This window comes from Mycobacterium sp. (assembly GCF_035314665.1).
GTDB lineage: Bacteria > Actinomycetota > Actinomycetes > Mycobacteriales > Mycobacteriaceae > Mycobacterium.
The window spans coordinates 39,762-65,509 of the sequence record NZ_DATFZD010000162.1 but is presented as its reverse complement, the minus strand read 5'-3'; the positions used below and the strand labels follow the sequence as shown (position 1 = coordinate 65,509).

The window sequence follows — 25,748 nt, the reverse complement described above, 5'->3', positions numbered from 1 at the left end:
CGCCTGGTACAGCTGAGCGTGCGCGACGAATTGGGCGGCCGTCAGCGCCGAAACCTCGTCGGCGGCAGCGGGAACCACCCCGGTCGTTGGGCCCGCGGCGGCTGCGTTCTGGGCGTTTACCCCTGCGCCGATTCCGTGCAGGCTGCCGGCCGCTGCCGACAATGCTTCGGGATGTGTGGTCACGAACGACATTCCGCTTCCTCCTCGGTCGATTTCGGCAAGCTGTCCGAGGATGAGAATAGACTCACGCACCGCTCCCCGCTGCTGCTAGAGCGGGGTGTTTGCAACTGTTCACCAGTCGGCAACAACTGTTCATCTGCGGTAACGGCTGAGTAACGAGGAACGCTCCGAGACGGGCTCTCCGCTCCCCAAGCGACCCATGACCTGCGTATATTGAATGATCTCAGCTCGGCAATGGTCTCGAGTCGGAAGGCAACGCGGGGGCGGGTCAGCTGACGCGGGACGACGCCGGGACGTGCAAGGCATAAAAATCTAGCGCATAAAAATCTAGCTACTAGGGCCTGAGAAAGGCTCTCCGGGGATCGTGGCGGTCAGCGGCGAGCTCATGTCAGGATGGCTGGCCGGCCGTGGTTTCGATTCAGCCGGCCAGGGTGCTGATCTTGACGAGGTTGCGGGCGAAGACGCCGTGCCCGCAGAGGTTCGGCCGCCGGTGATACCGGTCAGTTCGGTGCGGTTCCAACCGCAGCTTCGTTTGAGGTGGTTGAGCCGTCCCTCGGATCCGATTCGCCATCAGCTGAATTGCAGCGGCAAACTCTTCAGCGCGAAAGTCTTACTGGGAAAACGGATTTCGGGCTCATAGCCGGGAACGAGCTCGAATTCGGGAATTTGCTTGAGCCACTCGTCGACGAGCACCGTCAGCTCCATACGCCCCAGATGAGAACCGAGACAGCGGTGGGGGCCGCCGCCGAATCCCCAGTGCCGGTGCACTTTACCATCCATGACCAGCTCGTCGGTGGAGATCGCGTCGCTGCCGTCGCGGTTGACCGCTGCCATGCATAAGTGCACCGACGAGCCCTTAGGCAAGATCATCCCGCCGACTTCGACCGTCTCGGTCAGTACCCGCGGCGCGACCGGCGCCGACGGCTCCAACCGGACGATCTCTTCGATGAAAACCCTGATCTGCCTTGGATTATGGCGGAGCATAGTGCGCAGTTCCGGCCTGCGTGCAAGTTCCAGCAGCGAGAAACCGATCGCCGCGGTCACGGTGTCCAGCCCCGCCAGGATCAGTAGGTGGCTCATTCCCAGCAGCTCGAGATCGGTGAAATCGCCGTCGCTGGCCATTACCCGAGACAACATGTCCGAACCCGGGCTTTGCCTGCGCTGCTTGATCACGTTGGTTAGGTATTCGTACAGGTCATGGGCGGGCGACGCGATGTCGGCCTCGCTGACATAGGGCTTATCGGCGATGACGGCGTCTTTCCAGGCGATCAGGCGGTCGCGGTCCTCCAACGGCAGACCGTAGAGATCCAGGAATACCTGAAACGGATACAGCCGCGCCAGATCTTTCATCACCTCGCACTCGCCTCGGTCGGCGAGGGCGCCGATCATGTCGACGGCGTGCCGCTGAAGCACCGGTCGCGACTTACTCAATCCGTGCGGGCTGAAAAACGGCTGCAGAATTTTGCGGTACCGGGTGTGTTCTGGCGGGTCGAAAGCCAGCGGAACGACAGGTATCGGACTGCCCGGGGGTTGAAGCGCCAGTCGTGATGAGAAGACCTTGGGATTGCGCAACGCTGCCAGCACGTCCTCGCGGCGGGTGATGTAGTAATACCCGTTCATGTACACGACCGGCCCGGCGTCCCGCAAAACCTTCCACCCGACACCGCGGTCGGCGGTCATCGGCAAGCTGTAGTAGTCGAGCCGCGGTAAGTGAAAGCTGCCCCACGGGCTTTCATTGAGGGTGCTCATGCACGCGTTCTTCCCGTCGTCCGTTGTCTCGTGTGCATCGTAGGCGCTCGCCGTTCCTCAGTCGGGCGATGGGCCGACGGGCATAGTGTCTTCTAGAATCGGCAGGTGTCCGATCGAGGGAGGACAGTTGAAGGTTCGTGTCGAGCAGTCGAAATGCGTTGGGCACGCGCAGTGCTACGCGGTCGACCCGGAACTATTTCCCATCGACGAATCCGGCTACTCCATCCTCGAAGAACACGAGGTTCGGCCCGAGAACGAGCAGGCGACTCGTGACGGCGTCGCAGCCTGCCCGGAGATGGCGTTGATCCTGGAAGAGGACTAGACGGCAATCAGGTTTGGCGACCGGTTAATTCGCGCCGATTACCGCTCCGATTCCGGGAGCGGAGGCGGGAAGCGGCCCCGCAACGCCTGAAGCAGACGCTGAACTTCGTCGATGCGCGCGCGTATCTGCATCAGATCCCACGACGGCGCTGAGCTGTCCAGGTCGGATGGTTGATCCACGGCCCCCGCCATGCGGTGCGCTAATTCCTGTAACTCGGCAGACTCGGCCTGCAGCAGCCTCTCGAACACCCGCGCCTGAGCTACCTCAGCAGGGTTCACCGGGCGTGGCACCACGCTGGCGGCTCCGATCGTCCGGCGACCGCTGACGGTTTTCGGGAGCACACGGGCGTCGCTAACTGTCGAGTATTCCGCAGGTGCAGCCCAGCGCCCCCGCCTATTTCGGGGCCTGCGTGACTTCGCCAGATAAACAGATGAATTACCGGGTTGCACCATATGTCACTCCTGCCCCACCCCGCAATTGTTCACCCAGCCGCAACCTACTGCCTCACTTCCATATGTCTCGTGCTCTTCGGGAGATATCCCAACTGTTCATGTTCGGGCCACGGATGCGAAACCCTCGACGCCGGGGATTTACCTCGGCCCGGCTGGAAGGTGAGGGGACCGTTAACGCAGTTCGCGCTCGGGCCTATCAAGCGCCCGAGCGCGAACACACCTCAACGATGAACCGCAGCGCCGATCACGATGCGTCGCGCGTCGCTGTCGGCCTGATGCCTACCCGGCAAACGGTGGGCGGGTCATCACTGTCGGTTTAAACCCATACTTGGGACCGGCGCCGCCACCGCCTCCTGCGCCCGCACCGGCTAGTGGCATACCGCCCATCAGGTTTCCGCTGCCGCCGCTTGGCTCGACAGCGCTGACGGTGCTGACCGGAATCGGGTTACCAGGAGTGGGCGCCTGCGGCGCGCCACCGACCCACGACGCTGGCACAGCCAACCTGCCGAGCGCGCCGCCGTTGCCCATTTCGGCGATCACTCCTGCCGGGTGCACAGCACCACCGGCAGCGCCGCCCAGTCCGGCGCCAAGCCCACCTAAGCCGGGAATCGGCGGCGCGGCGGCAGCCGCCGCCGGCGCGCCGCCGACTAAGGCGCCCGTGGTCTTCGCCATCTGAATGCCGAAGTTGCCCATACCAACGCTGAAGTAAGGCAGACCCTCGGTGTTGTAGAAGAAGCTCGCGTACGGCGCGTACGCGTTGACGAACGCCGAAAGGCTGGTGGGCAGTATGGTCGTCCCGAAGATCAAGCCGTACAGCGTTGAGAGTATCGACGACCCAGCGGCCGGGCTCGCCGCGCCCGAAGGCGAAAGAAGAGCTTGGATACTGCTTGGCAGCGCCGAGGTCAGCTCTTGCAGGATCTTCTGCGCGCTCGTCGCGGCCGAGTTGCCCTGTGCAGCGGTGACCGCGGCGGCTTGCGTGGCAGTCCCGGCCGGGTTGGTTGAGGCGGCCGGAGAGGCGAACGGTGTCACCTGGGTGGCAGCCGCGGACTGACCCGCGTAGCCGTACATCGCCGCCGAGTCCTGGGCCCACATCTGCCCGTATTGCGCCTCGAGCTGCGCGATCAGCGGGGTGTACTGGCCGAAGACGTTGGCCGCCACTGCGGCGGCGGTCTCGGCACGGTTGGCCGCGACCATCGGTGGGGGCACCGTGGCCGCGAACGCCTGCTCGTAAGCGGCGGCCGCGGACCTGGCCTGGGCGGCCGCTTGCTCAGCCTTTGTCGCGGTGTTGCTCAACCACGACACATACGTCTGCGCGGCGCTTGCCATCGACGTTGACGCCGGCCCCATCCACTCATCGCTGACGAGCTGATTGACCACCTGCTCGTAGCTGGTCGCGGCCGAACTCAACTCGGCGGCAAGCCCGTTCCAGGACGACGCGGCGGCCTGTAGCGACGACGAACCCGGACCGGCGTACATGCGGGCCGAGTTGATCTCGGGCGGTAGCGCCCCAAAATCCACCACTGGTCTCTTCTCCCCTAGATTGTCGCAGCCGCGTTGGCGGCCTCGGTGGCGGCATACGAACCGGCGCTGGTCCTCATCGTGTTCACGAACATCTCGTGAATCGCGTGAGCCTGAGCGCTGACCGCCTGGTACAGCTGAGCGTGCGCGACGAATTGGGCGGCCGTCAGCGCCGAAACCTCGTCGGCGGCAGCGGGAACCACCCCGGTCGTCGGGCCCGCGGCGGCCGCGTTCTGGGCGTTCACCCCTGCGCCGATTCCGTGCAGACTGCCGGCCGCTGCCGACAATGCTTCGGGATGTGTGGTCACGAATGACATCCGGTTTCCTCCTCATATAACCGTGAGCTTCTAGGACCTTCGGGCATCAGAAATCCCGTCTGTTGAGAGGTTAGTTGGTGTCAATTGGACAACGCCCTGACGAAGCCAACTGTTCACGCCTGGATAACCACTGTTCATCCGCCGGGATCAGATGTTCATCATGAGTTTGGTTGCCCATCTGGGCTGCAGCGATCTGGATGGACGCATCGATCCCGCAGAAGGTCCCTGAGGTAGAGGCGATCCGCAGGGCTTGCTGTTTTTAAAGCGCGTGAGATCGCTTGTGGTTCGCCGAGTTTCGGTGTTGGCCTGGAATTAAGCGTCCACGGAAAAATCGACGTAATATTGCCGGCTATTGCGGAAATTATTAAGTGGCTTATTCAGCAACCGCGCGGCGATTTAATCGCCACCGCCCTTGCCGCCGCCACCGGTTCTCGCTTTGCTGCCACCGGGTTCGTCGGTCTCGTCGAGTTGTCGGGGGCAATACGACTTCGCCGAGATCGTCGCGAATTGCGCAGCGCCGTTCTCGGTAAGCGCGGGGTTGTTCTCCTGGAGGTGCTTGAGCAGGTGCAGGCCGGACATTCCGTTGTGGATGCAAGCGCATACCGCTTGACCGGCGCTGGTGGCTTGGTTTGGGTCGCTATATCCGATACCTACTTTCTGCAGGTCGGCTAGGAAGACCCCGTTACTGTCGTTGCTGGGCGCCTCGTCGATGCCGGGATCAGCCTGCGCCGGCACCCCCAAGACGAGCCCTAGTGATACGCCGACAACGGCTAACAGCGGTTTCATTGATCCTCCCTCGATATGTCGCATCATCTGCTTCTTCTCGCGCTATCCCAATGTGGATTTGGTTTTTACGGCTGGCGCTATGGCCTTCTCGTCGGCGGCAAGGTGCACCGCGTGGATGCCGGGTTTCGTTGACAATCTCGCGAGCAGATCATCGAGCCCGGCTTCATCGACGGTCCAGTGCTGAACCTGGTCGGGCTGCTCCTGCAATTGCGCGATAACTTTGTCCAGTTTGACCGGTCCTTTGCTGCGCTCACCGGCAGGAGTCACCTTGGCCCGCACGCCGGTTGAGCTGACGACGCGAGCGGCCGGGCTGCCCAACGCACCTCCGGTCAAGCTGCCCAGTGTTCCCTGGTTGAACAGGCCGATCGGGATATCTGTCGCGGGGGCCGCAGCGAGACTGGTGGCCGGCAACGCGGTGGAGGCGAGCCTAATCGCCGGAGTTGCGCTGGCCCAGCTCGGCGGCACCGACAACCTGCCCACCGTCTGCGCGCTGCCCAGAGCCGCCGATGCCGCCTTGGCCCCCAAGCCAGGGGCGACATGCCCCGGCGACGCGAGCCCGCCGTTCAGCGAACCCAACCCGATCCCGTGACTCCACGGCTGGTAGATGAAGAAGTTCTTCCACTGCGAAATACCAAGACCGGTCGAGCTGTTCGCAACGTTGGTCCAGGTGGCCTGGCTGCCGACGCCCGAAATCATCGAGGACAGGTTCGTCCACGTCGTCGTCAGATAAGAACCGCCAGGCAGGAGCCCACGCTTCAAGCGATATGCATGCTCGCGTCTTCGTATCTGGAAATCGGAGAACACGATAAAGCGCTTCGTTACGCTTCGGCCGCGGTAGAAGGGGAGCCCTCCTCTGTGCCGGCCAGAGCCGTACTCGCGAAGGTGAATGTGGCTTTGGCCGACTATGCTTCCGCGCTGTCAGATTTCCGGGCCGTCGCCACCCTATCCCGTGAACAACGTCCGACACCGCCCGATAAGTATTCGATCCCAGCACACTTCGCTTTGCAGAATGCCGAACAGCTCGACCACATTCTCGCCAGCGGCAATTGCGATCCACAGGCGTTGGCGGGTGTTTTCACTGAGGAGCTTGACAGCCTTGGCCGGCGCCTCACCGAGGTGATCGAGGGGACGACGGGCGAAGCGCCCTTCGTATCCGTTCAGGGAAGGAACAGCCGGATCCTCGCCGACCCGCCGTACGTCAGGGTCTCCGAGGAGAGGCTGCCTAGGTACCTGAATCCGACCGTCGATTACGCATCGATACGAGAAGGTGTGGTAACCGGCCGGGAGAAGGTGCAAGTGATCGATGATTTCCTGACCCCGGATGCTCTAGATCAGGTGCAAAAATTCTGCCTGGAGTCTACGGTCTGGCGTCACCCATATAAGTTCGGTTATGTAGGTGCCTTTCCTCAAGACGGATTTGCGAGTGTCTCACTGTTCGCCATAGCGGAAGAGCTCCAAACGGCACTTGGCGACGCGCTTGCTGGATATCAATTGGCACAATGGTGGGCATTCGAGTACGACAGCAAGCTTCCGGGAACTGACATTCACGCCGATGATGCCGATTTCACGTTGAACATGTGGATTACTCCCGACGCCGCGAACCTTGACCCGAGTACGGGCGGCATCGTTGTTTGGGACAAGACGGCACCGAGCAATTGGAGCTTCAACGACTACAACTCTGGCGGCGAGCGGGTCAGGCAGTTCCTGCGCGATCAAAACGCCGAATCGACGACTATTCCTTATCGCGCGAACCGAGCGGTCCTATTCGAAGGACACCTCTTTCATCAAACTGACGGGTTCACCTTCGCACCCGGCTTCGCTAATCGGCGACGTAGTCTGACGTTCTTGTTTCGACGCAGCAAGCGGTAATTCGGCTGCTCCGTGAGTGGGCTATCCGCCGATTGGCGGGCGTGGCATGACAGCGTGCCGGAACCCGTAGCGGACAGAGTAGCCCGTGCCGCGGCGGCCGAGGCCACCAGCACCATTCGCCATTGGCACACCGTTGAGCATCGCGTTCGACGTTGGCCCCGCGGGGCGGACGGCGCTGACCAACTGGGCCTCCTCCATCTGAGCAGGTGTCGCCCCGGGCCAACTCGCGGGGACCGACAGCCGGCCGAGCGTGCCGGCCTGGCCCATACCTGCCGACAGCGGTGCACCACCACCGCCGCCCAGCCCCCCCACACCGGCAAATTGCGCCGCGAAGTGTGCTGTCGGCGCCGTCCAGTATGTTGTCGGCGCCGTCAGCGTCGCGACCTGGCCCGGAGGGAACGTCAGCTGCTGGCCATAGCTCATGCTGAAGCTTGCGATACCCACTCCGAAGTATGCCTGCAGGGTCTGCTTGAGGATCGTCGTGATATTGGCGTTCGTCATGCCGGTACCCAGCCATCCGCCGCTACCGATCCATTCGCTGAACGTTTTGCCGCTGCCCAAGAAGCCACCGGCGGCGGTTGTCGCTCCCGAGACCGTTGAGCTGGTCGATGTGGAGGTCGACGTGGTGGTCGACGACGTGGTCGTCGACGCGGCGGTCTGGGCGGTGGTCTGCGCAGCGTTGCCGGCGGCTTGCCCGCCGGCCTGAGCAACCGCCGCGGCTTGCCCGCTGGTGTCGCCGTTCTGGCTGGTGGTCTGTGGTGGGGTGGCGAACGGTGTCACCTGTGCGGCGACCGCCGAGGCGGCGGAGTAGCCGTACATGGCGGCGGCGTCTTGGGCCCACATCTCGGCGTATAGGAGTTCGGTGGCCGCGATGGCGGGGGTGTTCTGACCGAAGAAGTTGGTGGCGATCAATGCCATCAATAGCGCGCGGTTGGCCGCGATCGCCGGTGGGGGCACCGTCATCGCGAACGCCGCCTCGTAGGCGGCGACGGCGGCGCGGGCCTGGTTGGCGGTTTCCTCGGCTTGTGCGGCGGTGGTGCTCAGCCAGTCCACATACGGCATGGCCGCGGCCGTCATCGCCACCGACGAGGGGCCGATCCACGGATTGCCCGTCAGTTCGGTGATCGTCGACCCGTAACCGGTGGACGCGACACCTAATTCGGCTGCCAGCCCGTCCCAGGCCTCCGCAGCAGCCAACATCGGCCCCGGTCCAGGACCCGAATACATCCGACCCGAGTTGATCTCCGGTGGTAACAGCCCGAAATCCAGCACTAAACCCCTCCGTCAGGAAGCCAGGGCGGCAACGGTCGGCAACAACCGATATCGGCCCCACAGTGTTGTCGTGGACTGCTCAGCGATCGGCATGCCCCGGCCGTCACTCGCTCGGTGTCGACGTGTAAACCGCGGTATCTGGTCACAGACGAAATGCGCTTTCTTTCCTCGGTAACCCTCAGCGTCAACAACTTTGAGCATGGATGCTCTTCACTAAAGCAGTCGCTCACCTGCGACAGTAGATGGCCGGAAAGGCCCCTGCCGCGGCCTACGCCGACTATTCATTCCCAGACGACCATTGTTCATCCTCGGATGACTGCCGTTCATCTGCGGTTGGGCTGGCCGCGGCCCAGTGGATGTGCCTCGTCAACCGACCACCGCCGATAACCGGATCAGGCTGGACCGCAGATCGAACCGGCTTGGAGCGGCCGAGCCGTCGCGTCCGGCCAAATTGGTCACCGGCACCATCGGCGGCATTCCCGTCGACGGCACCGACAGCGCGCCGACAGAGGGTGGTCTTACCCTGCCGCCGAAGCTGGTCGAGGCCAGCGCGGCGCTACCCGAACCGAGCCCAACCCGTTGGGCCGTCCCCAACTGATTGACCGCGGTGCTGACGGCGCGGGCAGCGTTAGCCGTTGTCGCGAATCGCCGCCTTCTGATGCGTCTGGGCCTGCTGCGCGGCCGTCAGCGCGGTCGCCGCGACCTGGACGAACACGCCGGTGTCCTCGGCCATCAGCAGACCACGACCGCGTGGCAGCGGGCCGCCCTTCATCTTGCCGCGGATGAAGCCCTCATCGGGGTCGGCGTCCATCACCAGCAGCGGGGCGTTGGCCTGGGCCAGTGCCCGCAGCATCGGGTCGCTGCCCGCCGACGACCATCCACCGAAGGTACGGGTGACGATCACGTGCAAGCCGACATCTGCTGCCCTGGTCACCCACGGCGCGGCCTTGTGCAGCGGCGAATCGAAGCCAGGCGGCAACTGCTGCGCATCGTCGATGATCAGGAAGATCTCCGGCCCGCTCCACCAAGTCCGCGACAGCAGCTCTTCGGCCGACAGCCCCGGTGGTGGCTCGCGCCGAGTCAACACCGCGCCCAGCTCGTCCATCATCGCCGCGACGCCGTCGAGGTTGTAGGCGAACTTCTCGACGTACTCGGTGCCCAGCGTGGTCAGCAGCTGACGACGCGGGTCGACCAGCCAGACCTGCGCCGAGGGTCGCGATGTCGGCGGCGCGATGCTGGCTCCGGGCTCGTAGATCCGACCAATCTCAGACATGATCGTGGCCAGGGTCGTGGTGCGGCCACACTCGCGCCGGCCCGTCACCATCAGGTGCGCGTTCTCGGCGAAGTTGAGGTACACCGGCTGCAGGTCCAATTCGTTGATGGCCCAAGCGATTCCGCCAGCCCCGACGTTCGGGCGCCGATCGGCCGCCGCCAGCGCATGCACCTGCTCGAGCCCGAACCGGGCGGGCAGCCTGCGCACCGCCGGCGCATGGCCGGCCGCCACCCGGCTGACCGCAGCGGCGACACCGTCAGACTCGAAAACGTTGTCTTGCGTGCTGGCCAGTGCCGGCCTGGCCACCAGCGTGTGCAGACCCGATTGCGGGTCGCTGTCCAGCCGCGTGTAGTTGAGCGCGACCATGCCGCGGCCCGGTTTGACCGGAACCTCCTTGGCGAACCGGGAGCGAACCAGCTTCGCGTCCTCCACCGCAGCCAGCCGCAGCTCGATCCGGGATCCGAAACCGCTGCGCACCGGAGGCCGCAGCTCAGATTCGCGGTCGGCCGTGACCACCACATGGACCCCGAACGACGGCCCCTGGTTGATGATCTGGTTCACCTGCTCGATCAGCACCTCGTTCTCTTCGGCGAGCGCCCGGTAGTTGTCGATCACCAGGAAGACATCGCCGAAGCCGTCGTTGGGCACGTCGCCAGCCTCGCCGAACCTGCGCCGTCGGAACACTTCCATCGAGGGCACGTAGTACTCGAGGAAAGTGCGCTTGCGCTCGCGAAGTAGCGCCAGCAACTCAGCCACGGTGCGGCGAACACCGTAGGGGTCGGTGGGGCCGACGACTTCACCGACGTGCGGCAGCCCCGCCACCGTCGTCAGCGCGGTGCTGCTGTAGGCCAGCACGTAGAACTGGACCTGCTCGGGCGTGTGGGTCAGCGCGGCCGAGCAGATCAGCGTCTGCAGCGCGGTGGTCTTACCCGCGCCGCCCGCACCGAGGATCAGCACGTTGGACCCCGGACCCGAGGTGTCGACCGTCCACGGCGGCTGGTCGTGCTTGAACGGCCGGTCGATGATTCCGATCGGGAACACCAGGTTCCTGGCCGTGCCGTATTCCTCCTGCCACGGCCGACCGAGGGTGCGGTTCACCAAGTCTTCGATCGACACCGGCACGTCGAGTGGCGGTTGCCACAGCCGGTACGGCTCGAAGTCGATCCGGCGCAGCTGATCGATGATCACCGTGCCGACTCTTGGCGTTCTGATCGCCTCGTCTTCCTCTTCCTCGTCCTCGTCGTCGAGATCGAGGGCTCCGTTGCCGGTCACCTCGCCGTTGCTCAACGTGTCGAAGTCGTCCGGTCCACTGACGCTGACCTCGATCGGCGTGAAGCCCGTGGTAAACAGTTGCGGGCTAATGTAATCCAGCGAATGCGTCAGCGCGCTCGGACCATCGTCGTCGAGCGAAACGCCGCGGCGGTAATCGCGCCACAGGAATTCCGCTTGGAACCGAATGATCTCGTCAAGGCTCTTACGGAAGTAGCCCAAACCGGCCTGAGCGGGCAGGTTCACCGCGTTCGGAACACCGGCCGCCTGTGCCGCACCGGCGGTCCGCGCCTTCAGCACCAACCGGTAACCCATGTTCTCCATGAGCTTTTCGGCCCGGCTCTCGATGGTCTGCGAGGCCATCATCAAGTGGATCCAGTAAGCACGACCCTGCCGGCCGATCGAGTCCAAGACGTCGACCGCGGTCGGCATGATGCGGAACCACTCGTAGAACTCGTCGATGACCACCACCAGCATCGGCAGCGGCGGAATGTCCTGGCCGCGTGCGCGCATCCTGCCGCGCATCTCGTTGTACTCCTTGGCGTCGTCGACGCCGGCGCCGTCGCAAACCGCCTTGCGGCGGGCGATTTCGCCCCACAGGGAATCCAGGAAGCGCTCCATCAGCGCCTGGTCTTCTTCCAGGTCGGTGATGATCCGCGACACGTGTGGCACTCCGGCGAACGGCTTAACAGCCGATCCACCCTTGAGGTCGGCCAACACGAACTGCAGCTCGTCCGGCGGATGCCCCAGCATCAGCGATTCGAGCACGGTACGCACCAGCGTCGACTTACCGGAACCGGTGGTACCCGACATGACCCCGTGCGGGCCGTCGCCGCCCTCGTCGAGGGATTTCATGTCCAAGAACAGCAGCTCGCCGTTGTCGGAACGGTTGCCGAACGGGATCCGCAGCCGGGACCGGCTGCTGAGTCCGTCGCGCCGATTACCCCACAACGAGTCGAAGTCGATCTCGGCGGGGTCCTCAATGCCGTAGTAGGACAGGATGTCTCGAGCGCGGATCTGGGTGACCCGCTGGCCGATCTCCTCGTAGGCCTCGGCCAGTCGCCAGTGCGCCATGCGCTGCGAGAACTGCTCGGCCTCCGGCTCGGTGACGTAGTCGGCCAGGGCGAAGAACCACCTGTTGTCGTCGATCACCATCCAGGTGTCGCGGTCACGGGGCAGCGCCTCGATCACCCCGACATCGTTGGTGAATCGCAGCACCCGCTCGGGGTTACCCGTCCACAGCGCCGAGCCGGTCAAGTCGAAGAACGTGACTCCGTCGACCCCGTCGACGCTGATCACGTACTCCCACTGCGGGTCATCGACATCGGCGATGATCACGTGGTGAGGCGTCGGTGTCTCGGCGGACGAGCTAGCGTGCCGCGGAGTGAAAGAGCCACGGCCGGCGAACAATTCGGACTGGTCGGCGGCGAACTCACGTACCGAGCCGTACACCATCCGGGCGTTGCCGGCCGCGTCGCGGCGGCGCGGGTCACCAAAGTGCGGCAGCCACTTGACCCAGTCCCATTTCCTCATGTCGGAGGTGACCACGATCATCTGCAGGTGGTCGGGGCCGTGCGAGAACGCCAGCTGGCAGATGATGGCCCGCATCAGTCCCAGTGCCTGATCGCGGGTGCCGTCCAGCGCGTACCACGGCTCGACGAGCAGCGACACCATCTTCGGCAGGTTGTAGATGACGCTCTGGTAGCGACCGAACTCTTGCAGCGCCTTACCGGTCACCGGCTCCAACTCGATGTCGGTCGGCATGTTCTGCGGCTCACCCCAGGTCACTTCGGGGCGGGTCATGCCGACACCGACGCGGGCAACGCCGAAGTTGAGGTCCTTGCCGTCCGGCTTGCGTTCCCACATCCGCTGCGTTCCGACCGCGGCGGACAACGTCGTCGGCTCCGGGTGGAACCAGCGGTAGTTGGCGTCCATGCTGTCGGCCGACTCGTTGGCGGTCTCGCGCAGCATGTCGAGCATCAGCATGAACTGGGCACGCATCGCGTCCAGTTTCGGCCGGCTCATCTGCTGCTGGCCACCGAAACGACCGCCGAACATCATCATCGCGACGCCGCCGATCATGAAGATCGGGAAGATCGAGCCGGCGCCTAGGAACATGCGCGAGCCGCTGGCGACGGTCATACCGACCATGCCGACCAGCAGGCCGACCACCAGCACACCGACCACAACCAGCCACCACGGCTTGCCTTCGGGCGGCGGAACACTCAGCGGCGTCGGTAGGACAATGTTCTCGGGCCTAACGGCGGGGGCGCGCTCGGGCGTCGGACGTGCAAATCCTTGCTTCACTTTGGTACCACCAACTCTGCAGGGTTCATATCGGTCGGAAGGGTGTCATGGCGCACCAACGCATCGGCGCGCGAAAGGGTGGGGCCAGGCGCCAACAGCCGCAACGCCACCCAGGGGGCGGGGCTGGGCTGACCAGTCAACCCCAGCGCGGAGCGGGCGTCACGAGAGTTTTCCACGCCGAAGCGCACACCGGAACTCGAGAGCCACCACAGTGATTCGGATGTGGCCGACGCGGGGTCGTTGCCGGTGACTTCGATGAAGTTGCCGTGGTCGGGGCCGAAGAAGACCTTGTCGGCTTCTCGGCCGGAACTGTCAGCCTTCACCAGCGACACCACTTTGTCGCTGTCGCCCGCCGACACCGGAATCGTCGGCCCGGAGATCACCTGGACGCGGGCGCGCTCTTCACCGCCGGTTTTCTCCCACCACCAGCAGGTCGCCGGATTGTCGCGGATGTCCTCCAGTTTCAGCGGCCCGTCGGGATAGGCGGACAAGTCGAGTCCGTTGACCACCGGCATCTTCGCCAGCGACGCCGGCGCAACCACCACCGGCGCATTGCCCGCCGGCGTTCCGGCGTTCTGCAGGATCTGTGCGACCACCGGCGTCACGGTTTGCACGCCGTCGGCCAAGACCACCGAATACTGTTGCGGGCCGCTGATTTGCGGTGTCACGATCACGGTTCCCACCGGTCCCGGCGCGCCGGCGAATCCGGCGGGCTTACCCGCGTCCGGCACCTTCGGCACCGCCAGCTCGGGACCCACCGGCAAGGCGTCGTAGAGCGCCCGGCTCATCGGCCGCGCCTGGTTGACGTTTTCGGGGGTCAATCCGAGCGGCAACAACACCGCGCGGTTGGACGCATCAATACGCGACCGGCGTCCCTGCCGGACCACCCAGGTGTCTTTTTCGTAGCGGAGCACCACCGCGTCCGACCCGTTCAACACGTGCCGGCGATTCGACAGGTCCGGTTTTCCGTCGATCACGGTGACGGTCACCGGCGACGGTGCCCCGACGCCGGCCGTCGGTGTCACCGAGTCGCACACCAGCCACGACGACGATGCGGGGGTGGTCGGGGAGAAATCCGACGGCGCGCCGGGGATACCCACCAGCGGTCCGTGCGGCTGCTGCGCGATCTGGCTCGCACGCACCTTGTGCGGGTTGTCCGGCCGGCCGGCGATCAGCCGGGCCGACGCCAGGTTCAGCGCCGGGTACAGCTTGTCCCCCACCCGGACGTACAGTGCGCCCGAATCACGGTCGGCAATGATCGGTGACTCGTTCAGCTGCCCGGAGGGGCTGATGAATGAGTACAGCAGTGCGCCCAGGGAAATCACCGCCGCCGCGGACACTGACGCCAACACGGCCAGCGTTTGACGCCGGCCGGGTTCGATTTCCATCCGGACCCGCCAGCGGGTCAGCGCCATGGCGGTACGGCGTGCCAAGAATTGGTAACCGGTTACCTGGGTCCGGGTGGAGAGTCCGAGGCCGTAGCCCGACCCCCTGCCGCTATTCGAATCAGCCACGGTTAATCACGCTCCAAGCCGACGGAACGGCTGAATACGGAGTAGTCCCACGATTCACAGGGATAACCGTAGGGCACCGTCGGCCACCTCGCCAGACGAGCGTATGGGCGCCGGGCGCATTAGCGGCCGCGGCGTGAGTGGTCTGCACCACAGTGCTGTCACCTGCCATCAGTAGTGGGGAGATCGATGAAACTCACTGCGCATCGTACGGTGGAGAGCAAACTCGGGTCCCCCAAAAAATTGAAAACTTCACTGCGCATCGTACGGCGAAGAGCAAACTCGGGTCCGCGAAAAAATTGCCGTGAGGTGAACACTCGGGTCGCATTCTGCCATCTGATTAAGGAAGATGGCGGCATGGCCCGCCAGCGACGATGATCCCGCGATGTGATGAGGCGATGAGTAGGAGCGGCGCATGACTCGGCTGGCGCCCTCGTTGGTCGAACTCGCCGAGCGGTTCGGAATCGCCACGGATTACGCGGACTGGGCCGGTCGGCGGGTGAGTGTTGCGGAAACCACGCTGGTAGCGGTCCTCGCCGCGTTCGGCGTGGCCGCCGAAACCGAGCTGGAGCGCCGCACTGCGGTGACCGCTCACGATCGCGCGTACTGGTCCCGTTCACTGCCGGCCACCATCCTTGGACGTGCCGGCACCCAGACGCAGTTCTGGGTGCACGTGACCCACGGTCATCCCGCCGAGGTGTGGGTGCAGCTCGAGGACGGGACGGTCCGCGCCGGGGTACGCCAGGTCGACAACTTCGCCGCGCCGTTCGAGCTGGACGGGCGCTGGGTCGGCGAGGCCAGCTTCGTGTTGCCGGACGACCTGCCGCTGGGTTACCACCGGGTGCATCTGCGGTCCGACGACGAAGAGGCCAGCGCGGCGCTGATCGTGACACCGGGATGGCTGGGCTTACCGGAGCGGCTGGGCGGCCGTCGGATCTGGGGGCTGGCCACCCAGTTATATAGTGTCCGGTCCCGACAGTCCTGGGGCGTCGGCGACCTGACAGACCTCACTGACCTCGCGGTTTGGTCGGCTTCCGCGCACGGCGCCGGTTATGTGCTCGTCAATCCCCTGCACGCCGCCGCACCGACCAAGCCGATGGAGCCGTCGCCGTACCTGCCGACATCAAGGCGCTTCGTCAACCCGCTTTACCTGCGCGTCGAGGCCATCCCGGAATTCGCCTACCTGCGGAAGCGTCGCCGGGTGTGGCGGTTGCGCGAGGATGTGCAGCGGCACGCGGCCTCGCTCGACGCCATCGACCGCGACACCGCGTGGGCGGCCAAACGGGCGGCCCTGGAACAGGTTTATCGGGTCGCGCTCACCGCGGGTCGTGAACTGGCGTATGCCGCTTTCTGCGCCCGGGAAGGTTCGGCGCTCGACGACTTCGCCGCCTGGTGCGCACTGGCCGAGGAATACGGGGGCGACTGGCATCAGTGGCCCGAATCGCTGCAGCATCCCGGCGCCGACGGTGTCGCCGAGTTCGTCGCTGAGCATTCGGAGGCCGTCGATTTCCACCGCTGGCTGCAATGGCAGCTCGACGAGCAGCTCGCCGCCGCGCAATCGCACGCGGTGGCGGCCGGGATGCCGCTGGGCATCGTGCACGACCTCGCCGTCGGCGTGCACCCCGACGGGGCCGACGCCTGGGCGTTACAGGATGTGCTGGCGGTCGGGGTCGCGGCGGGCGCACCGCCGGATGAATTCAACCAACTCGGTCAGGACTGGTCGCAGCCGCCATGGCGCCCGGACCGGCTCGCGGAGCAGGAGTACCAGCCATTCCGCGCGTTGATCCGCGCCGTGCTGCGGCACGCCGGCGGGGTGCGCATCGACCACATCATCGGGTTGTTTCGCCTGTGGTGGATTCCCCACGGCGAGGGGCCCACTCAAGGCACGTACGTGCGTTACGACCACGAGGCGCTGATCGGCATCGTCGCGCTCGAGGCATACCGCGCCGCGGCGCTGGTGGTGGGCGAGGATCTCGGCACCGTCGAACCATGGGTCCGTGACTACCTGCGGGACCGCGGGGTTTTGGGCACCTCGATTCTGTGGTTCGAGCTCGATCGCGGCGGCACCGGTGGCGGCCCGCTGCCCGCTGAGCGCTGGCGGGAGTACTGCCTGTCGTCGGTGACCACCCACGACCTGCCACCGACCGCCGGTTATCTGGCCGGCGAGCATGTGCGCCTGCGGGATTCGCTGGGGCTGTTGACGCGACCCGTCGAGGAGGAGCTGGCAGCCGCGGAAACCGAACAGGCGGCCTGGATCGCCGAGCTGCGCCGCGTCGGCCTGCTGGCCAAGCATGCCGACATCGAGCACACCGTCCTCGCCCTCTACGAGTACCTGGGCCGAACGCCGTCGCGGCTGCTGGGAGTCGCGTTGACCGACGCGGTCGGAGATCGGCGTACCCAGAACCAGCCGGGCACGACCGACGAGTATCCCAATTGGCGGATTCCGTTGAGCGGCCCCGATGGTAAGCCGGTCATGCTCGAGGACGTCTTCAACGATCCCCGGGCGATCACGTTGGCCAATGCCATGCGCGCCGAGACGGCGGTGACCCCCACCGAGACCAGCTGTTAGTTTCTTGTCAGCCATGAACGTCTTGAAGTTCGGCGTGGTCGCACCGGTCGCCACCGGGATAACCGCGGATCCGGGTTGGATGGCGGCTTTCGCCCGCCATCTCGAGGCGTGCGGTTTCGAATCGATCGTCGTCGTCGAGCACAGTGTTTTGGCCACCCGGTACGACAGCGTCTACCCCTATGATCGCTCGGGGCGCGTCGAATTGGCGCCCGACTGCCCGGTTCCCGATCCGCTTGACCTGCTGTCGTTCTTGGCCGGTCACACCGACCGGCTGGGGTTGGCCACCGGTGTACTGGTGCTGCCCAACCATCATCCGGTTGTGCTGGCCAAACGAGCGGCGACTGTCGATGTGCTGTCGAGCGGAAGGCTTCGGCTGTGTGTCGGCGTCGGCTGGTTGCGCGAAGAGATCGAGGCGTGCGGCACCGAGTTTCACAGTCGGGGCCGGCGCGCCGATGAGCAGTTGGCGGTGCTGCGGGCACTCTGGGATGACGGGGCAGAGGGCGTCACCCATCATGGCGAGTTCTTTCACTTCGAGAATGTCATCAGTAGCCCGAAACCTGTTGCCGGTCAACATCTTCCACTACATATCGGCGGGCACAGCAAAGCGGCAGCTCGACGGGCCGGGCGCTTCGGTGACGGCTTCCAACCGTTGGGGGTAGCCGGTGATCAGTTGGACGGCCTGCTGGCTCTGATGCGTGACGAGGCAACGGCGGCCGGCCGCGATCCGGCCGATATCGAAGTGTCGCTGGGGCATTCGGTTACCAAGATCGACGCCGAACGCGCCGAGAGGCTCACAGCTCAGGGCGCCGACCGGCTGGTGCTGGCCATGCCGTCGATCACCGATCTCGAACAGGCCAAGGACGAGTTGTCTGCCTGCGCGCAACGTCTTTCACTGCCCGCGTGATGCTCAGCGCAACGGAGCGGATCGCTCTCACCGACTTGGTGCATCGGTACGCCGCCGGCGTCGATGATCGCCAATTCGATTCTGTGACAGAACTTTTCACGGAAACGGCCGAGCTGATTCTGCCCGAACCGCCGACCACGCTGGTCCCCGTCCGCAGGCATATCGGTCATGCTGCGATTCGCACCGCGGTCGAAGCGGTCTCCGCGACCATCCGCACCGAACACGCGATCGTCGGCGAGGTCTTCGACGCCGGCCAGCAACCCGACAGTGCGCGCGGGCGCATCGCCTGCGTGGCGCATCACTGGAGTCGACACGGCGACCAGCTGACCGACGTGGTCTGGCATCTGCGTTACGACGACGAGTATCGACGGACCGACGCCGGATGGCGGATCACCCTCCGCGCGTTGACCATCAACGCGATCGAAACCCGGTCGGCGCGCAGGGTGTTGTCCGCCGGCCAATCCGAATAGGCCTACCGTCCCCGGCGGGCGGTGTTCTCGAGAAGATCGGCAGCCCTGGCGAGACTTTCGGCGGGCTTGGTCATATAGCTGGCGACCTCGCGGGCTCGGGTGGCGACGTGCGGAGTCAGGATCACCCGCAAACCCGCGACCAGTGATTCCTGGGTGGTTTCCGAAAAGGGCTGTCCGAAGCCGACTTCCAGGCGTTGCAGGCCGGCTGTCCAGATCGGCTGATCGAGCCAGAGCCACAGGATCAAGGCAGGGATCCCGGCGCGCAGTGCTGCCGCCGTGGTGCCGGCGCCGCCGTGGTGAACGACCGCCCGGCAGGCCGGAAGGATGGCCGCGTGGTTGACTGCGGGCACCACTTTGACGTGATCGAAATGCTCGACGTGGGTGACGTCATTGGGCCCGGAGCAGATCAACACCCGCTCGCCTATCTGCGCGCAGGCCGCGCTGATCATGGTGAAGGTGTCAGCGGGGGTGCTGATCGGCGCGCTGCCAAGGCCGAAGTAGATCGGCGGCGTTCCCGCGGCAATCCACGACAGGACTTCCTGGTCGGCATCCGTCGGCAACTCCAATGTGAGCGCCCCGACAAAGGCCCGTCGCCCGTTCGGTTCCATCAACTCGGCTGCCGGTACGGGCAAGCAGAACTCGTCGTATGCCTCGATGTCCAGCGATCGGGCCGACGCTGCGGTCGCCTCCGGTAACCCCAGAGTCTGGCGCTGAGCGCCTTCCGCAACCTTCGTCATTTGGGCGAACAGCCAGTCCGATGACCAAAACCGCTCCGGAAAGGGGTGCAGCGCAACCGCCGGAATGCGGTAATACTCCGCGACATTGGCGGCCAGGCCCTGCTCGTTGAAGCCTGCCAACATCAAGTCGGCCCCATCTGCCAGCGCTGTCAGTGTCGCGCTCTTGTCCAGCTTGACCTGGGTAACATGCTCGATAACGTCGGGCACGACGCTGAGCGGGTTTTTGATCTTCGGCATGATCCTGCGGACCAAATCCGAGCCCGGGTTCATCTCCTCGCGCGAGTCCGGTCCGAACGCGACACCGGCAAGCCCCGCCGACTCGACGAAGCCAAGCATGTTCGGTGGCACTGCCATCTGCACGTCGTGTCCTCGACGCAGCAGCTCCCGTCCAACGGCCACGCACGGCTCAACATCGCCGCGACCGCCATAGCCTGCCACCACAAATTTCATCGGCGGAACCTAACTGGTGGTGATGTCGACACGTCCAAGTACGCACAGAACCGTACTGCAACGGTGTTCTCGACTGCTCGGCGCAACCGCTCGCCGGTCAGCCGAAATGCGCGTGCCGCACGGTGTCTTCCAGGAGATCAACTGCGCTGGCAAGGCTTTCGGCCGGCTTGGTCATATGGGCGGCCACCTCGCGGGCTCGGGTGAGGTAATGCGGGGCGAGAACGGAGCCCAGGTCGGCGACCAGTGTTTTCAGGCTGCTTCCCAAAAAGTTCCGTCCAAGACCTACGCCCAGTTGTTGGACCACGGCTGCCCAGAGCGGCTGATCTTCGAGCAGGACTGAAAAGAGGATCAATGTGGGAATTCCGGCCCGCAGGCTTGCGGCCGTGGTGCCGGCGCCACCGTGATGGACGACCGCGCGGCACGCGGGAAAGATCGCCGAGTGGTTCACCGCGCCGACGATCTTGACGTGGTCGTCGTGCGCGATGTCACTGAGGTCAGTCGCGCCGGAACAAATCAACGCCCGCTCGCCCAACTGCGTGCAGGCCGCGCTGATCATGGCGACCGTGTGCGCCGGGTGCGCGAGGTGGACGTTGCTGCCAAAGCCGAAGTAGATCGGCGGCGGTCCCGCGACAATCCAAGACGAGGCCTCCTCGTCGGCGCCCGTCGGCAACTGAAGTGTCAGCGCCCCGACGAAGGGCCGCCGCGCGACCTGCTCTCCCCATTTCGCTGCCACCCCGGGAAAGCAGAGCTCGTCGTAGGCCTGGATCTCTAGGGACGGCGGCGAAAGTCCGGCTGCCTCTGGCAAGCCGAGTGCTCGGCGTTGGGCGTCTTCCGCAAGCTTCGTCACGCGCCCAATCCACCCCTTTGGACGCGAATGCTCTGGGGGGAAGAAGTGCAGCGCAGCCAGCGGAATGCCGTAATACTCTGCGACGTTGGCGGCGAGCCCCTGCTCAGCGATGCCCGCCAATATCAGGTCGGCCCCGTCTGCGAGCGCCGTGAGCGTCGTGGAGCGCTCCGCCCATACCTGGCTGAAATGCTCGGCCACGCCGAGCATCGCGCTGAGCGGATTCTGCATATTCGGCATCACGTTCCCGGTCAAATCCGAGGTCGGGCTCATCTGCTTCCGCGAGTCCGGCCCGCAAGCGATCGCGCCAAGGCCCGCCGACTCGATGAAGCCAAGCATTTCCGGTGGGACCGCCATGCGTATGTCGTGCCCGCGGCGCAGCAGCTCTACAGCGACGGCAGCGCACGGCTCGACATCGCCGCGACTTCCATAGGCCGCCATCACAAATTTCATGGGCGGAACCTAACAGGGCGCCGCGGGCGACGGGAGGCCGCTGCTTTGACCTTTGCACTCGTCGTGATCAGAATTGAGCGCAAATCCAGGAGGCTTCATGCTGCGACCACGCCGGTTCGAGCACGAATACGACCCGGGTCCGGTGCAGATCCAGGCGCGCAGGGTGCACTTCGATGTGTCCGGCGTTCCGCTGCAGTGGATTCCCGGCCATCCGGTGGCCTCGAATTTCGCCAGCCTGCTCAACATCGTGCTGCCCCCGATCGAGCGGTGGTTCGTCGCCGTTTTCAACGAAGCGTTGCCGCTCGTCAAAGACCCGAAACTCGCCGAGGACATGCGCGGATTCATCGGCCAGGAGGCAACGCACGCCGACGTCCACGACCAGGTTCTGCACGAGCTGATGGTGGCCCGCGGCATCGACCCCAAGCCGCTGCTTGACCAGGTGGATTTCATCTTTTCCCGCACGCTGGCACCGAGCACGGCCCTGGACCCGAAACGCCGACTCAGCCATCTGTGCGACCGGCTGTGGCTCATCGCCGCGATAGAGCACTACACCGCGGTGCTCGGTGACTTCGTCCTCAACTGCCACTGGGAGGACTACGGCGCAGATCCCACCATCGCCGACCTGTTCCGCTGGCACGGCAGCGAGGAAGTCGAACACCGCAACGTCGCTCATGACGTCGCCGCCTATTTCCACAACAGCTACCCCGACCGGATCCGGTCGATGCTGATGGCGGTCACGATGGTCTTCGTCTTCTTCCAGCGGGGCACCTGGTACCTGATGAAAGCCGACCCCGACATCGACATCGGCTGGTGGAAAATGCAATGGCTGCGGGCGATGGATTCGAAGCATGGGCTGCTTCCGACGTTCCGAAAGTTGTTTGGCTCCAACACGTTGATGTACTTCCGGCCCGGCTTCTCGCCGGAGCAGATGGGGTCCACGGCGCAGGCGGTCGCGTACCTGGCAAGTTCTCCGGCGGCGCGCGCGGCACATTATTGATGAGGCCTTGATTGGGGTTCCTAGACCGGTTCCGGCAGGCGCCGCCGAGCGCCTCGGGTCGCTCGTCGCATGATGTGCTGCTCGGTCTGGCCGACGCCGCGGTTACCGGCCTATGGGCGTTGTCGGGATCGATCAGGCGTGTGACGGCCCCGGCCCATCAGGACAGCAGCATCACGCTGACCGTGGTGGGACGCAACGTGGTTGCCCGCGATCAAGACGTGGTCGCGCTGACATTCGCGGCTGTCGGCGGTGCGTCACTGCCGTCCTGGAGTCCCGGTGCGCACGTCGATATCCACCTGCCCAGTGGCCGGGTGCGGCAATACTCGCTGTGCGGCGACCCGAGCCGCCAGTACGACTATCGGATCGCGGTGCGGCGCATTCCCGACGGTGGCGGCGGCTCGGCTGAAGTGCACGACGTCTTGGATGTCGGCAGTCGGGTCACCACGAACGGGCCCCGTAATGCCTTTCCGTTGACCGTGCCCGGCTACGGATCACCAACGCAGCGTTTGCGTTTCGTCGCCGCCGGTATCGGCATCACGCCGATCCTGCCGATGTTGCGCCACGCCGACCGCCTTGGCGTCGAGTGGTCGATGATCTATGCCGGTCGCAGCCGCGACAGCCTGCCGTTCCTCGACGAAGTGGCGGAGTTCGGCGACCGCATCGAAATCCGCACCGACGACGTGCACGGTGTTCCGACGGCGGCTCAGCTACTGGGCGACTGCCCCGACGGAACCGCGGTCTACGCCTGTGGGCCCGCGCCGATGTTGACGGCAATTCGCGCTGAGCTCGCGGGCCGCGACAACGTCGAATTGCATTTCGAGCGTTTCGCCGCGCCTCCGGTGATCGACGGCGAGGAGTTCGGCGTCTGCGTCGCCTCGACGGGCGCCGCGGTGCGGGTCGGCGCCGAGGAGACACTGCTATCGGCGTTGCAGCGGGCCGATATCTGGCCAGCGTATTCGTGTCGACAGGGCTTCTGCGGAACCTGCCGTACTCGGGTGCTCGACGGCCGCGTCGACCATCGTGACACGCTGCTCACCGAGCCCGAGCGCGCCGACGGAATGATGCTGATTTGCATTTCGCGCGCCGCAAAAGGACAGCGGCTCACCCTTGACCTGTAGGCGATTGCGCGTCGTAGTCGTCTCCCGCCGCTACGGGGCGGCCAGTAGGGTGCCGAACTCGGCGGCCAGCCACGGCTTGCGCCCGCCCGCCCGCAACTTGCCGCGGAGAATTTGTGGCAACTGCGGAACTCGACCGAAACCGATGAGCAGGAATGCGACCGGATCGGCGGTGATCACACAATCGGCCTTCTCCCCTGCCTCCGTGACGACGCCCGTGCCGTGGGCGATCGCCATCCGATAGCGACACCCGCCCCGCATGCGCAATTCGAAGCTGATGTCGAGATCCCTGGTCCGCGAGGGCCTCAGGTATTTCGGTGCCAGCGCGAGTACACCAGGTATGACCAGCAAAGCGTCGTCGCGGCCGATGCCCCACGGCCGATCCGCGGCGCGCGCGATATCCAGGCCGTGCGCCAACTGCTCCCCCGGCAGCAAGCAGGTCATCACGGCCGGCTCGAGGGCCAAGCCGTCGGCCGTGAGGATCGAAGCGCGTTCGGATGGGTCGAGGGCAGCGGCGGCGGCAAGGTAACGCGCCGCGGTTTCCTCCAGCATGTCGGCGAGCCGGCTCATGTCCCGATCGGAGACGTCGGTCAGATGCCGGTCGTTGACCGCGGTCCTGGCCTGCGCCGGCGAGCCGTCTGGAATGTCTATCGCGGGGTGGTCGCCGTTGACGTGGTTGGTCAGTGCCTCGGTGTACTCACCCATGTCGGCGACCACGTGCGCCGCCGACAGTCACCCGGCTGCTGCTGGGTGCCCTAACTCGCGGCGCGATGTTGATCGCCAACTCCGAAGATCCCGTCGGGACCAGGCATGCGGTCGCGCAGTCCATGCGCGCCCTATTGGCCGGTTTCACCGTCGGAGCCTGAACCACGGTTCCAGAGCCGTTTTTTCGCTTCACGATCTGGGTAGTCGGTCCGCATGGGAGACACCTCGCGCGACCCTATCGACCATCACCGCACCACTGAGCCGCGCGCCGGCGAATCGATGAAGAGCGGTGCGAAGACGCGCGCGCTCTTGCTGTTCGGCGCCGGCGTGGTCGCATTCGTGGTGTGCCTGGCCAGCTTTGCCGAACGCCAAGTCGGGGTCGGCGTCGGTGCCGCCGCGGTTGCTTTGCTAGCGAGCGGCGCCGGCTTCGCCTGGCTGGGCATGGAATCGCGACGAATTCGCCAAGTCCAGCGGGAATGGAAAGTCAGCCACGGCGCTGGGACGCAATGATTGGCGTATCGATCAACCCGGCATCCGCGTGACGAAAGTCATTGCAAAGCAGCGAGTTTGCAAACAGAGTCGTGCACATCGGACTTGATGATCCGCGCGACCAGCCGCCCGATTGGCCCGTTCAGCAGGCCCCCGTTCAGATCAGCGGTCATGTGGAAAGTCGATCCGGGATGGTTATCGGTGACCGTCATCGCCACCCCGATGCGAATCCCGCCGCGGCCGCGCCCCTTGAGCTCGATCGCTTTCGGCTCTTCGTATCGAGTGACCGTCCAATGAATGACGTTGCGAAAACCCTTGACCTTGATGCACGACGACACCCGGGTGCCTTTGTCGATTTTGGCGGGAACCGGACCGCGCCAGCCGGCGAATATCGTCATCCAGTCGCCGAACCGATTCAAATCGCACGCCAGCTTCCACGCCGACTCGGGCGCCAGGTCCGACTCCGTCGAAACGTCAACTCGTGCCACCCGGCGTCACTCTCCCTGTTGCTGGAACGCGGCCGGGCCTGAATACCCGGGCGCGGCCATGCGATAAACCGGCGGTCAGATGCCGGTCCAGGTCTGATCGAGTTGCTCGGCCACGTCGATCACTTGCGCCTTTTGCGATTGCGGTGAATCGATTTCCTCGCTGACGTATTGCGCGATGAAACGCCGGATCTCCCCGTCAACGCCGGCGATGATGCGCAACAGCTCGCCGCGGATGCTTGTCGACGACACGTGGACGGTGATGTCCGACGACCGCGGCTTGGCGACGTCAACGATCAGCAGCAGCGGTTCGGCTGCGCGCGCTGTCGCGCTCAGCGCGATGTCGCCGTCAACCCGGAACCGTTGTTTGTCCAGTCGTAGGTCGAGGAGTAGATCGATCAGCAGCGGGATATGGATGTCAAAAGTGATGGCGTCGCCGACGTTGCGGCTGACTTGGGGCTCCTTGATCGTCACCTTGGCGCTGACTTTGGCGATCTTGCCGGGCCCCTGAGCCATCGGCTCCATGTCGAACTCGTTCCCCGCGATTGAAGCGAATGCGGCGCCGACACGTTCTTCCGTCACGGCCACTTCAAAGAATCGCCGCCCGAAAGCCTCGTAGCTCACATAGTCGTAGCCCTGCATAAGCAGATACCGTCTCACGTCAGCTTCCGACAGCGCGGCTGATCCGATCGTGTCGGCCGAAGC

General features: G+C 65.0%; 25 protein-coding genes and 1 pseudogene. 10 read left to right on the top strand and 16 right to left on the bottom strand.

The annotated features are described in order from the left end of the window. The 3 genes and pseudogenes from VKI00_RS13260 to VKI00_RS13250 all read right to left on the bottom strand — a co-directional run. Positions 1-192, bottom strand: a 192-nt coding sequence (locus VKI00_RS13260) for a PE family protein (RefSeq protein ID WP_324438011.1), incomplete at its 3' end; no start/stop codon positions are given. A gap of 406 nt (positions 193-598) precedes the next feature. Continuing rightward, positions 599-750: pseudogene (locus tag VKI00_RS13255) on the bottom strand (ISNCY family transposase); the annotation flags it as partial. Then, entirely contained in the window at positions 751-1,929 is a 1,179-nt protein-coding gene (locus VKI00_RS13250; RefSeq protein WP_324438009.1) for a cytochrome P450, read from the bottom strand. It lies immediately after the preceding pseudogene. A gap of 127 nt (positions 1,930-2,056) precedes the next feature. Here VKI00_RS13250 and VKI00_RS13245 point away from each other — a divergent pair, with 127 nt between their 5' ends. Continuing rightward, positions 2,057-2,251 (top strand): ferredoxin, encoded by a 195-nt coding sequence (locus VKI00_RS13245; protein ID WP_324438006.1) that lies wholly within the window; start codon positions 2,057-2,059, stop codon positions 2,249-2,251. Positions 2,252-2,289: 38 nt separating this feature from the next. Here VKI00_RS13245 and VKI00_RS13240 read toward each other — a convergent pair whose 3' ends face one another. The 5 genes from VKI00_RS13240 to VKI00_RS13220 all read right to left on the bottom strand — a co-directional run bounded on the left by VKI00_RS13240 (position 2,290) and on the right by VKI00_RS13220 (position 6,020). Next, on the bottom strand, positions 2,290-2,592 hold the full coding sequence (locus VKI00_RS13240; RefSeq protein ID WP_324438004.1) for a hypothetical protein: 303 nt from the start codon (positions 2,590-2,592) through the stop codon (positions 2,290-2,292). Positions 2,593-2,982: 390 nt separating this feature from the next. Next, complete coding sequence (locus tag VKI00_RS13235; RefSeq protein ID WP_324438002.1) at positions 2,983-4,224, bottom strand: PPE family protein; 1,242 nt, start codon at positions 4,222-4,224, stop codon at positions 2,983-2,985. 14 nt (positions 4,225-4,238) lie between these two features. After that, positions 4,239-4,538 carry a PE family protein gene (locus tag VKI00_RS13230; RefSeq protein WP_324437999.1) on the bottom strand — a complete coding sequence of 100 codons (300 nt, stop codon included), beginning with the start codon at positions 4,536-4,538 and terminating at the stop codon, positions 4,239-4,241. Positions 4,539-4,934: 396 nt separating this feature from the next. After that, complete coding sequence (locus VKI00_RS13225) at positions 4,935-5,324, bottom strand: DUF732 domain-containing protein (RefSeq protein ID WP_324437997.1); 390 nt, start codon at positions 5,322-5,324, stop codon at positions 4,935-4,937. A 42-nt stretch (positions 5,325-5,366) separates the two neighbouring features. Continuing rightward, positions 5,367-6,020, bottom strand: a complete 654-nt coding sequence (locus tag VKI00_RS13220; RefSeq protein WP_414687186.1) for a PE/PPE C-terminal domain-containing protein — start codon at positions 6,018-6,020, stop codon at positions 5,367-5,369. 192 nt (positions 6,021-6,212) lie between these two features. On the opposite strand from VKI00_RS13220, the gene VKI00_RS13215 reads away from it, so the two are divergent. Next, a complete protein-coding gene (locus VKI00_RS13215; protein WP_324437996.1) occupies positions 6,213-7,193 on the top strand; it encodes a hypothetical protein in 981 nt (326 codons plus the stop codon). A 21-nt stretch (positions 7,194-7,214) separates the two neighbouring features. On the opposite strand, the gene VKI00_RS13210 is transcribed toward VKI00_RS13215, so the two are convergent. Further along, the gene (locus tag VKI00_RS13210; protein ID WP_324437993.1) at positions 7,215-8,465 is read right to left on the bottom strand and encodes a PPE family protein; all 1,251 of its coding nucleotides are present in this window, start codon (positions 8,463-8,465) and stop codon (positions 7,215-7,217) included. A gap of 358 nt (positions 8,466-8,823) precedes the next feature. Between VKI00_RS13210 and VKI00_RS13205 the strand changes: the two genes are divergently transcribed. Continuing rightward, positions 8,824-9,063, top strand: coding sequence for a hypothetical protein (locus VKI00_RS13205; protein WP_324437991.1), 240 nt, complete (start codon positions 8,824-8,826; stop codon positions 9,061-9,063). Between the two features lie 30 nt (positions 9,064-9,093). Here the strand turns inward: VKI00_RS13205 and eccCa are convergent, their stop codons facing one another. Together eccCa and eccB are read right to left on the bottom strand one after the other, a co-directional pair. Next, positions 9,094-13,314, bottom strand: coding sequence for a type VII secretion protein EccCa (gene eccCa, locus VKI00_RS13200; RefSeq protein WP_324437989.1), 4,221 nt, complete (start codon positions 13,312-13,314; stop codon positions 9,094-9,096). Beyond that, positions 13,311-14,828: a type VII secretion protein EccB gene (eccB, locus tag VKI00_RS13195; protein ID WP_324437987.1), complete on the bottom strand. Its 1,518-nt coding sequence runs from the start codon at positions 14,826-14,828 to the stop codon at positions 13,311-13,313. The genes eccCa and eccB overlap by 4 nt, the downstream gene beginning before the upstream one ends. A 412-nt stretch (positions 14,829-15,240) precedes the next feature. Between eccB and malQ the strand changes: the two genes are divergently transcribed. The 3 genes from malQ to VKI00_RS13180 are packed head-to-tail and all read left to right on the top strand — an operon-like array spanning position 15,241 to position 18,768. Beyond that, positions 15,241-17,394 carry a 4-alpha-glucanotransferase gene (gene malQ / locus VKI00_RS13190; RefSeq protein WP_324437986.1) on the top strand — a complete coding sequence of 718 codons (2,154 nt, stop codon included), beginning with the start codon at positions 15,241-15,243 and terminating at the stop codon, positions 17,392-17,394. Between the two features lie 22 nt (positions 17,395-17,416). Next, a complete protein-coding gene (locus VKI00_RS13185; protein ID WP_324438025.1) occupies positions 17,417-18,298 on the top strand; it encodes an LLM class F420-dependent oxidoreductase in 882 nt (293 codons plus the stop codon). Further along, positions 18,298-18,768 (top strand): nuclear transport factor 2 family protein, encoded by a 471-nt coding sequence (locus VKI00_RS13180; RefSeq protein WP_414687185.1) that lies wholly within the window; start codon positions 18,298-18,300, stop codon positions 18,766-18,768. The genes VKI00_RS13185 and VKI00_RS13180 overlap by 1 nt, the downstream gene beginning before the upstream one ends. A gap of 2 nt (positions 18,769-18,770) precedes the next feature. Here VKI00_RS13180 and VKI00_RS13175 read toward each other — a convergent pair whose 3' ends face one another. After that, a complete protein-coding gene (locus tag VKI00_RS13175) occupies positions 18,771-19,955 on the bottom strand; it encodes a glycosyltransferase (RefSeq protein ID WP_324437982.1) in 1,185 nt (394 codons plus the stop codon). Between the two features lie 97 nt (positions 19,956-20,052). Then, positions 20,053-21,252 carry a glycosyltransferase gene (locus VKI00_RS13170; RefSeq protein ID WP_324437980.1) on the bottom strand — a complete coding sequence of 400 codons (1,200 nt, stop codon included), beginning with the start codon at positions 21,250-21,252 and terminating at the stop codon, positions 20,053-20,055. Between the two features lie 97 nt (positions 21,253-21,349). Between VKI00_RS13170 and VKI00_RS13165 the strand changes: the two genes are divergently transcribed. After that, the gene (locus VKI00_RS13165; RefSeq protein WP_324437978.1) at positions 21,350-22,249 is read left to right on the top strand and encodes a metal-dependent hydrolase; all 900 of its coding nucleotides are present in this window, start codon (positions 21,350-21,352) and stop codon (positions 22,247-22,249) included. Positions 22,250-22,260: 11 nt separating this feature from the next. Further along, positions 22,261-23,367 carry a PDR/VanB family oxidoreductase gene (locus tag VKI00_RS13160; protein WP_324437976.1) on the top strand — a complete coding sequence of 369 codons (1,107 nt, stop codon included), beginning with the start codon at positions 22,261-22,263 and terminating at the stop codon, positions 23,365-23,367. A gap of 30 nt (positions 23,368-23,397) precedes the next feature. On the opposite strand, the gene VKI00_RS13155 is transcribed toward VKI00_RS13160, so the two are convergent. Then, positions 23,398-24,069 carry a hypothetical protein gene (locus VKI00_RS13155; RefSeq protein ID WP_324437975.1) on the bottom strand — a complete coding sequence of 224 codons (672 nt, stop codon included), beginning with the start codon at positions 24,067-24,069 and terminating at the stop codon, positions 23,398-23,400. On the opposite strand from VKI00_RS13155, the gene VKI00_RS13150 reads away from it, so the two are divergent. Next, positions 24,048-24,230, top strand: a complete 183-nt coding sequence (locus VKI00_RS13150) for a hypothetical protein (protein ID WP_324437973.1) — start codon at positions 24,048-24,050, stop codon at positions 24,228-24,230. The two genes, VKI00_RS13155 and VKI00_RS13150, sit on opposite strands and share 22 nt — an antisense overlap. 52 nt (positions 24,231-24,282) lie before the next feature. Next, on the top strand, positions 24,283-24,579 hold the full coding sequence (locus VKI00_RS13145; RefSeq protein ID WP_324437971.1) for a LapA family protein: 297 nt from the start codon (positions 24,283-24,285) through the stop codon (positions 24,577-24,579). 38 nt (positions 24,580-24,617) lie between these two features. Here the strand turns inward: VKI00_RS13145 and VKI00_RS13140 are convergent, their stop codons facing one another. Together VKI00_RS13140 and VKI00_RS13135 are read right to left on the bottom strand one after the other, a co-directional pair. Continuing rightward, positions 24,618-25,046, bottom strand: a complete 429-nt coding sequence (locus tag VKI00_RS13140) for a type II toxin-antitoxin system Rv0910 family toxin (RefSeq protein ID WP_324437969.1) — start codon at positions 25,044-25,046, stop codon at positions 24,618-24,620. Between the two features lie 75 nt (positions 25,047-25,121). Beyond that, positions 25,122-25,685, bottom strand: a complete 564-nt coding sequence (locus tag VKI00_RS13135) for a hypothetical protein (protein ID WP_324438023.1) — start codon at positions 25,683-25,685, stop codon at positions 25,122-25,124. Positions 25,686-25,748 lie beyond the last annotated feature (63 nt).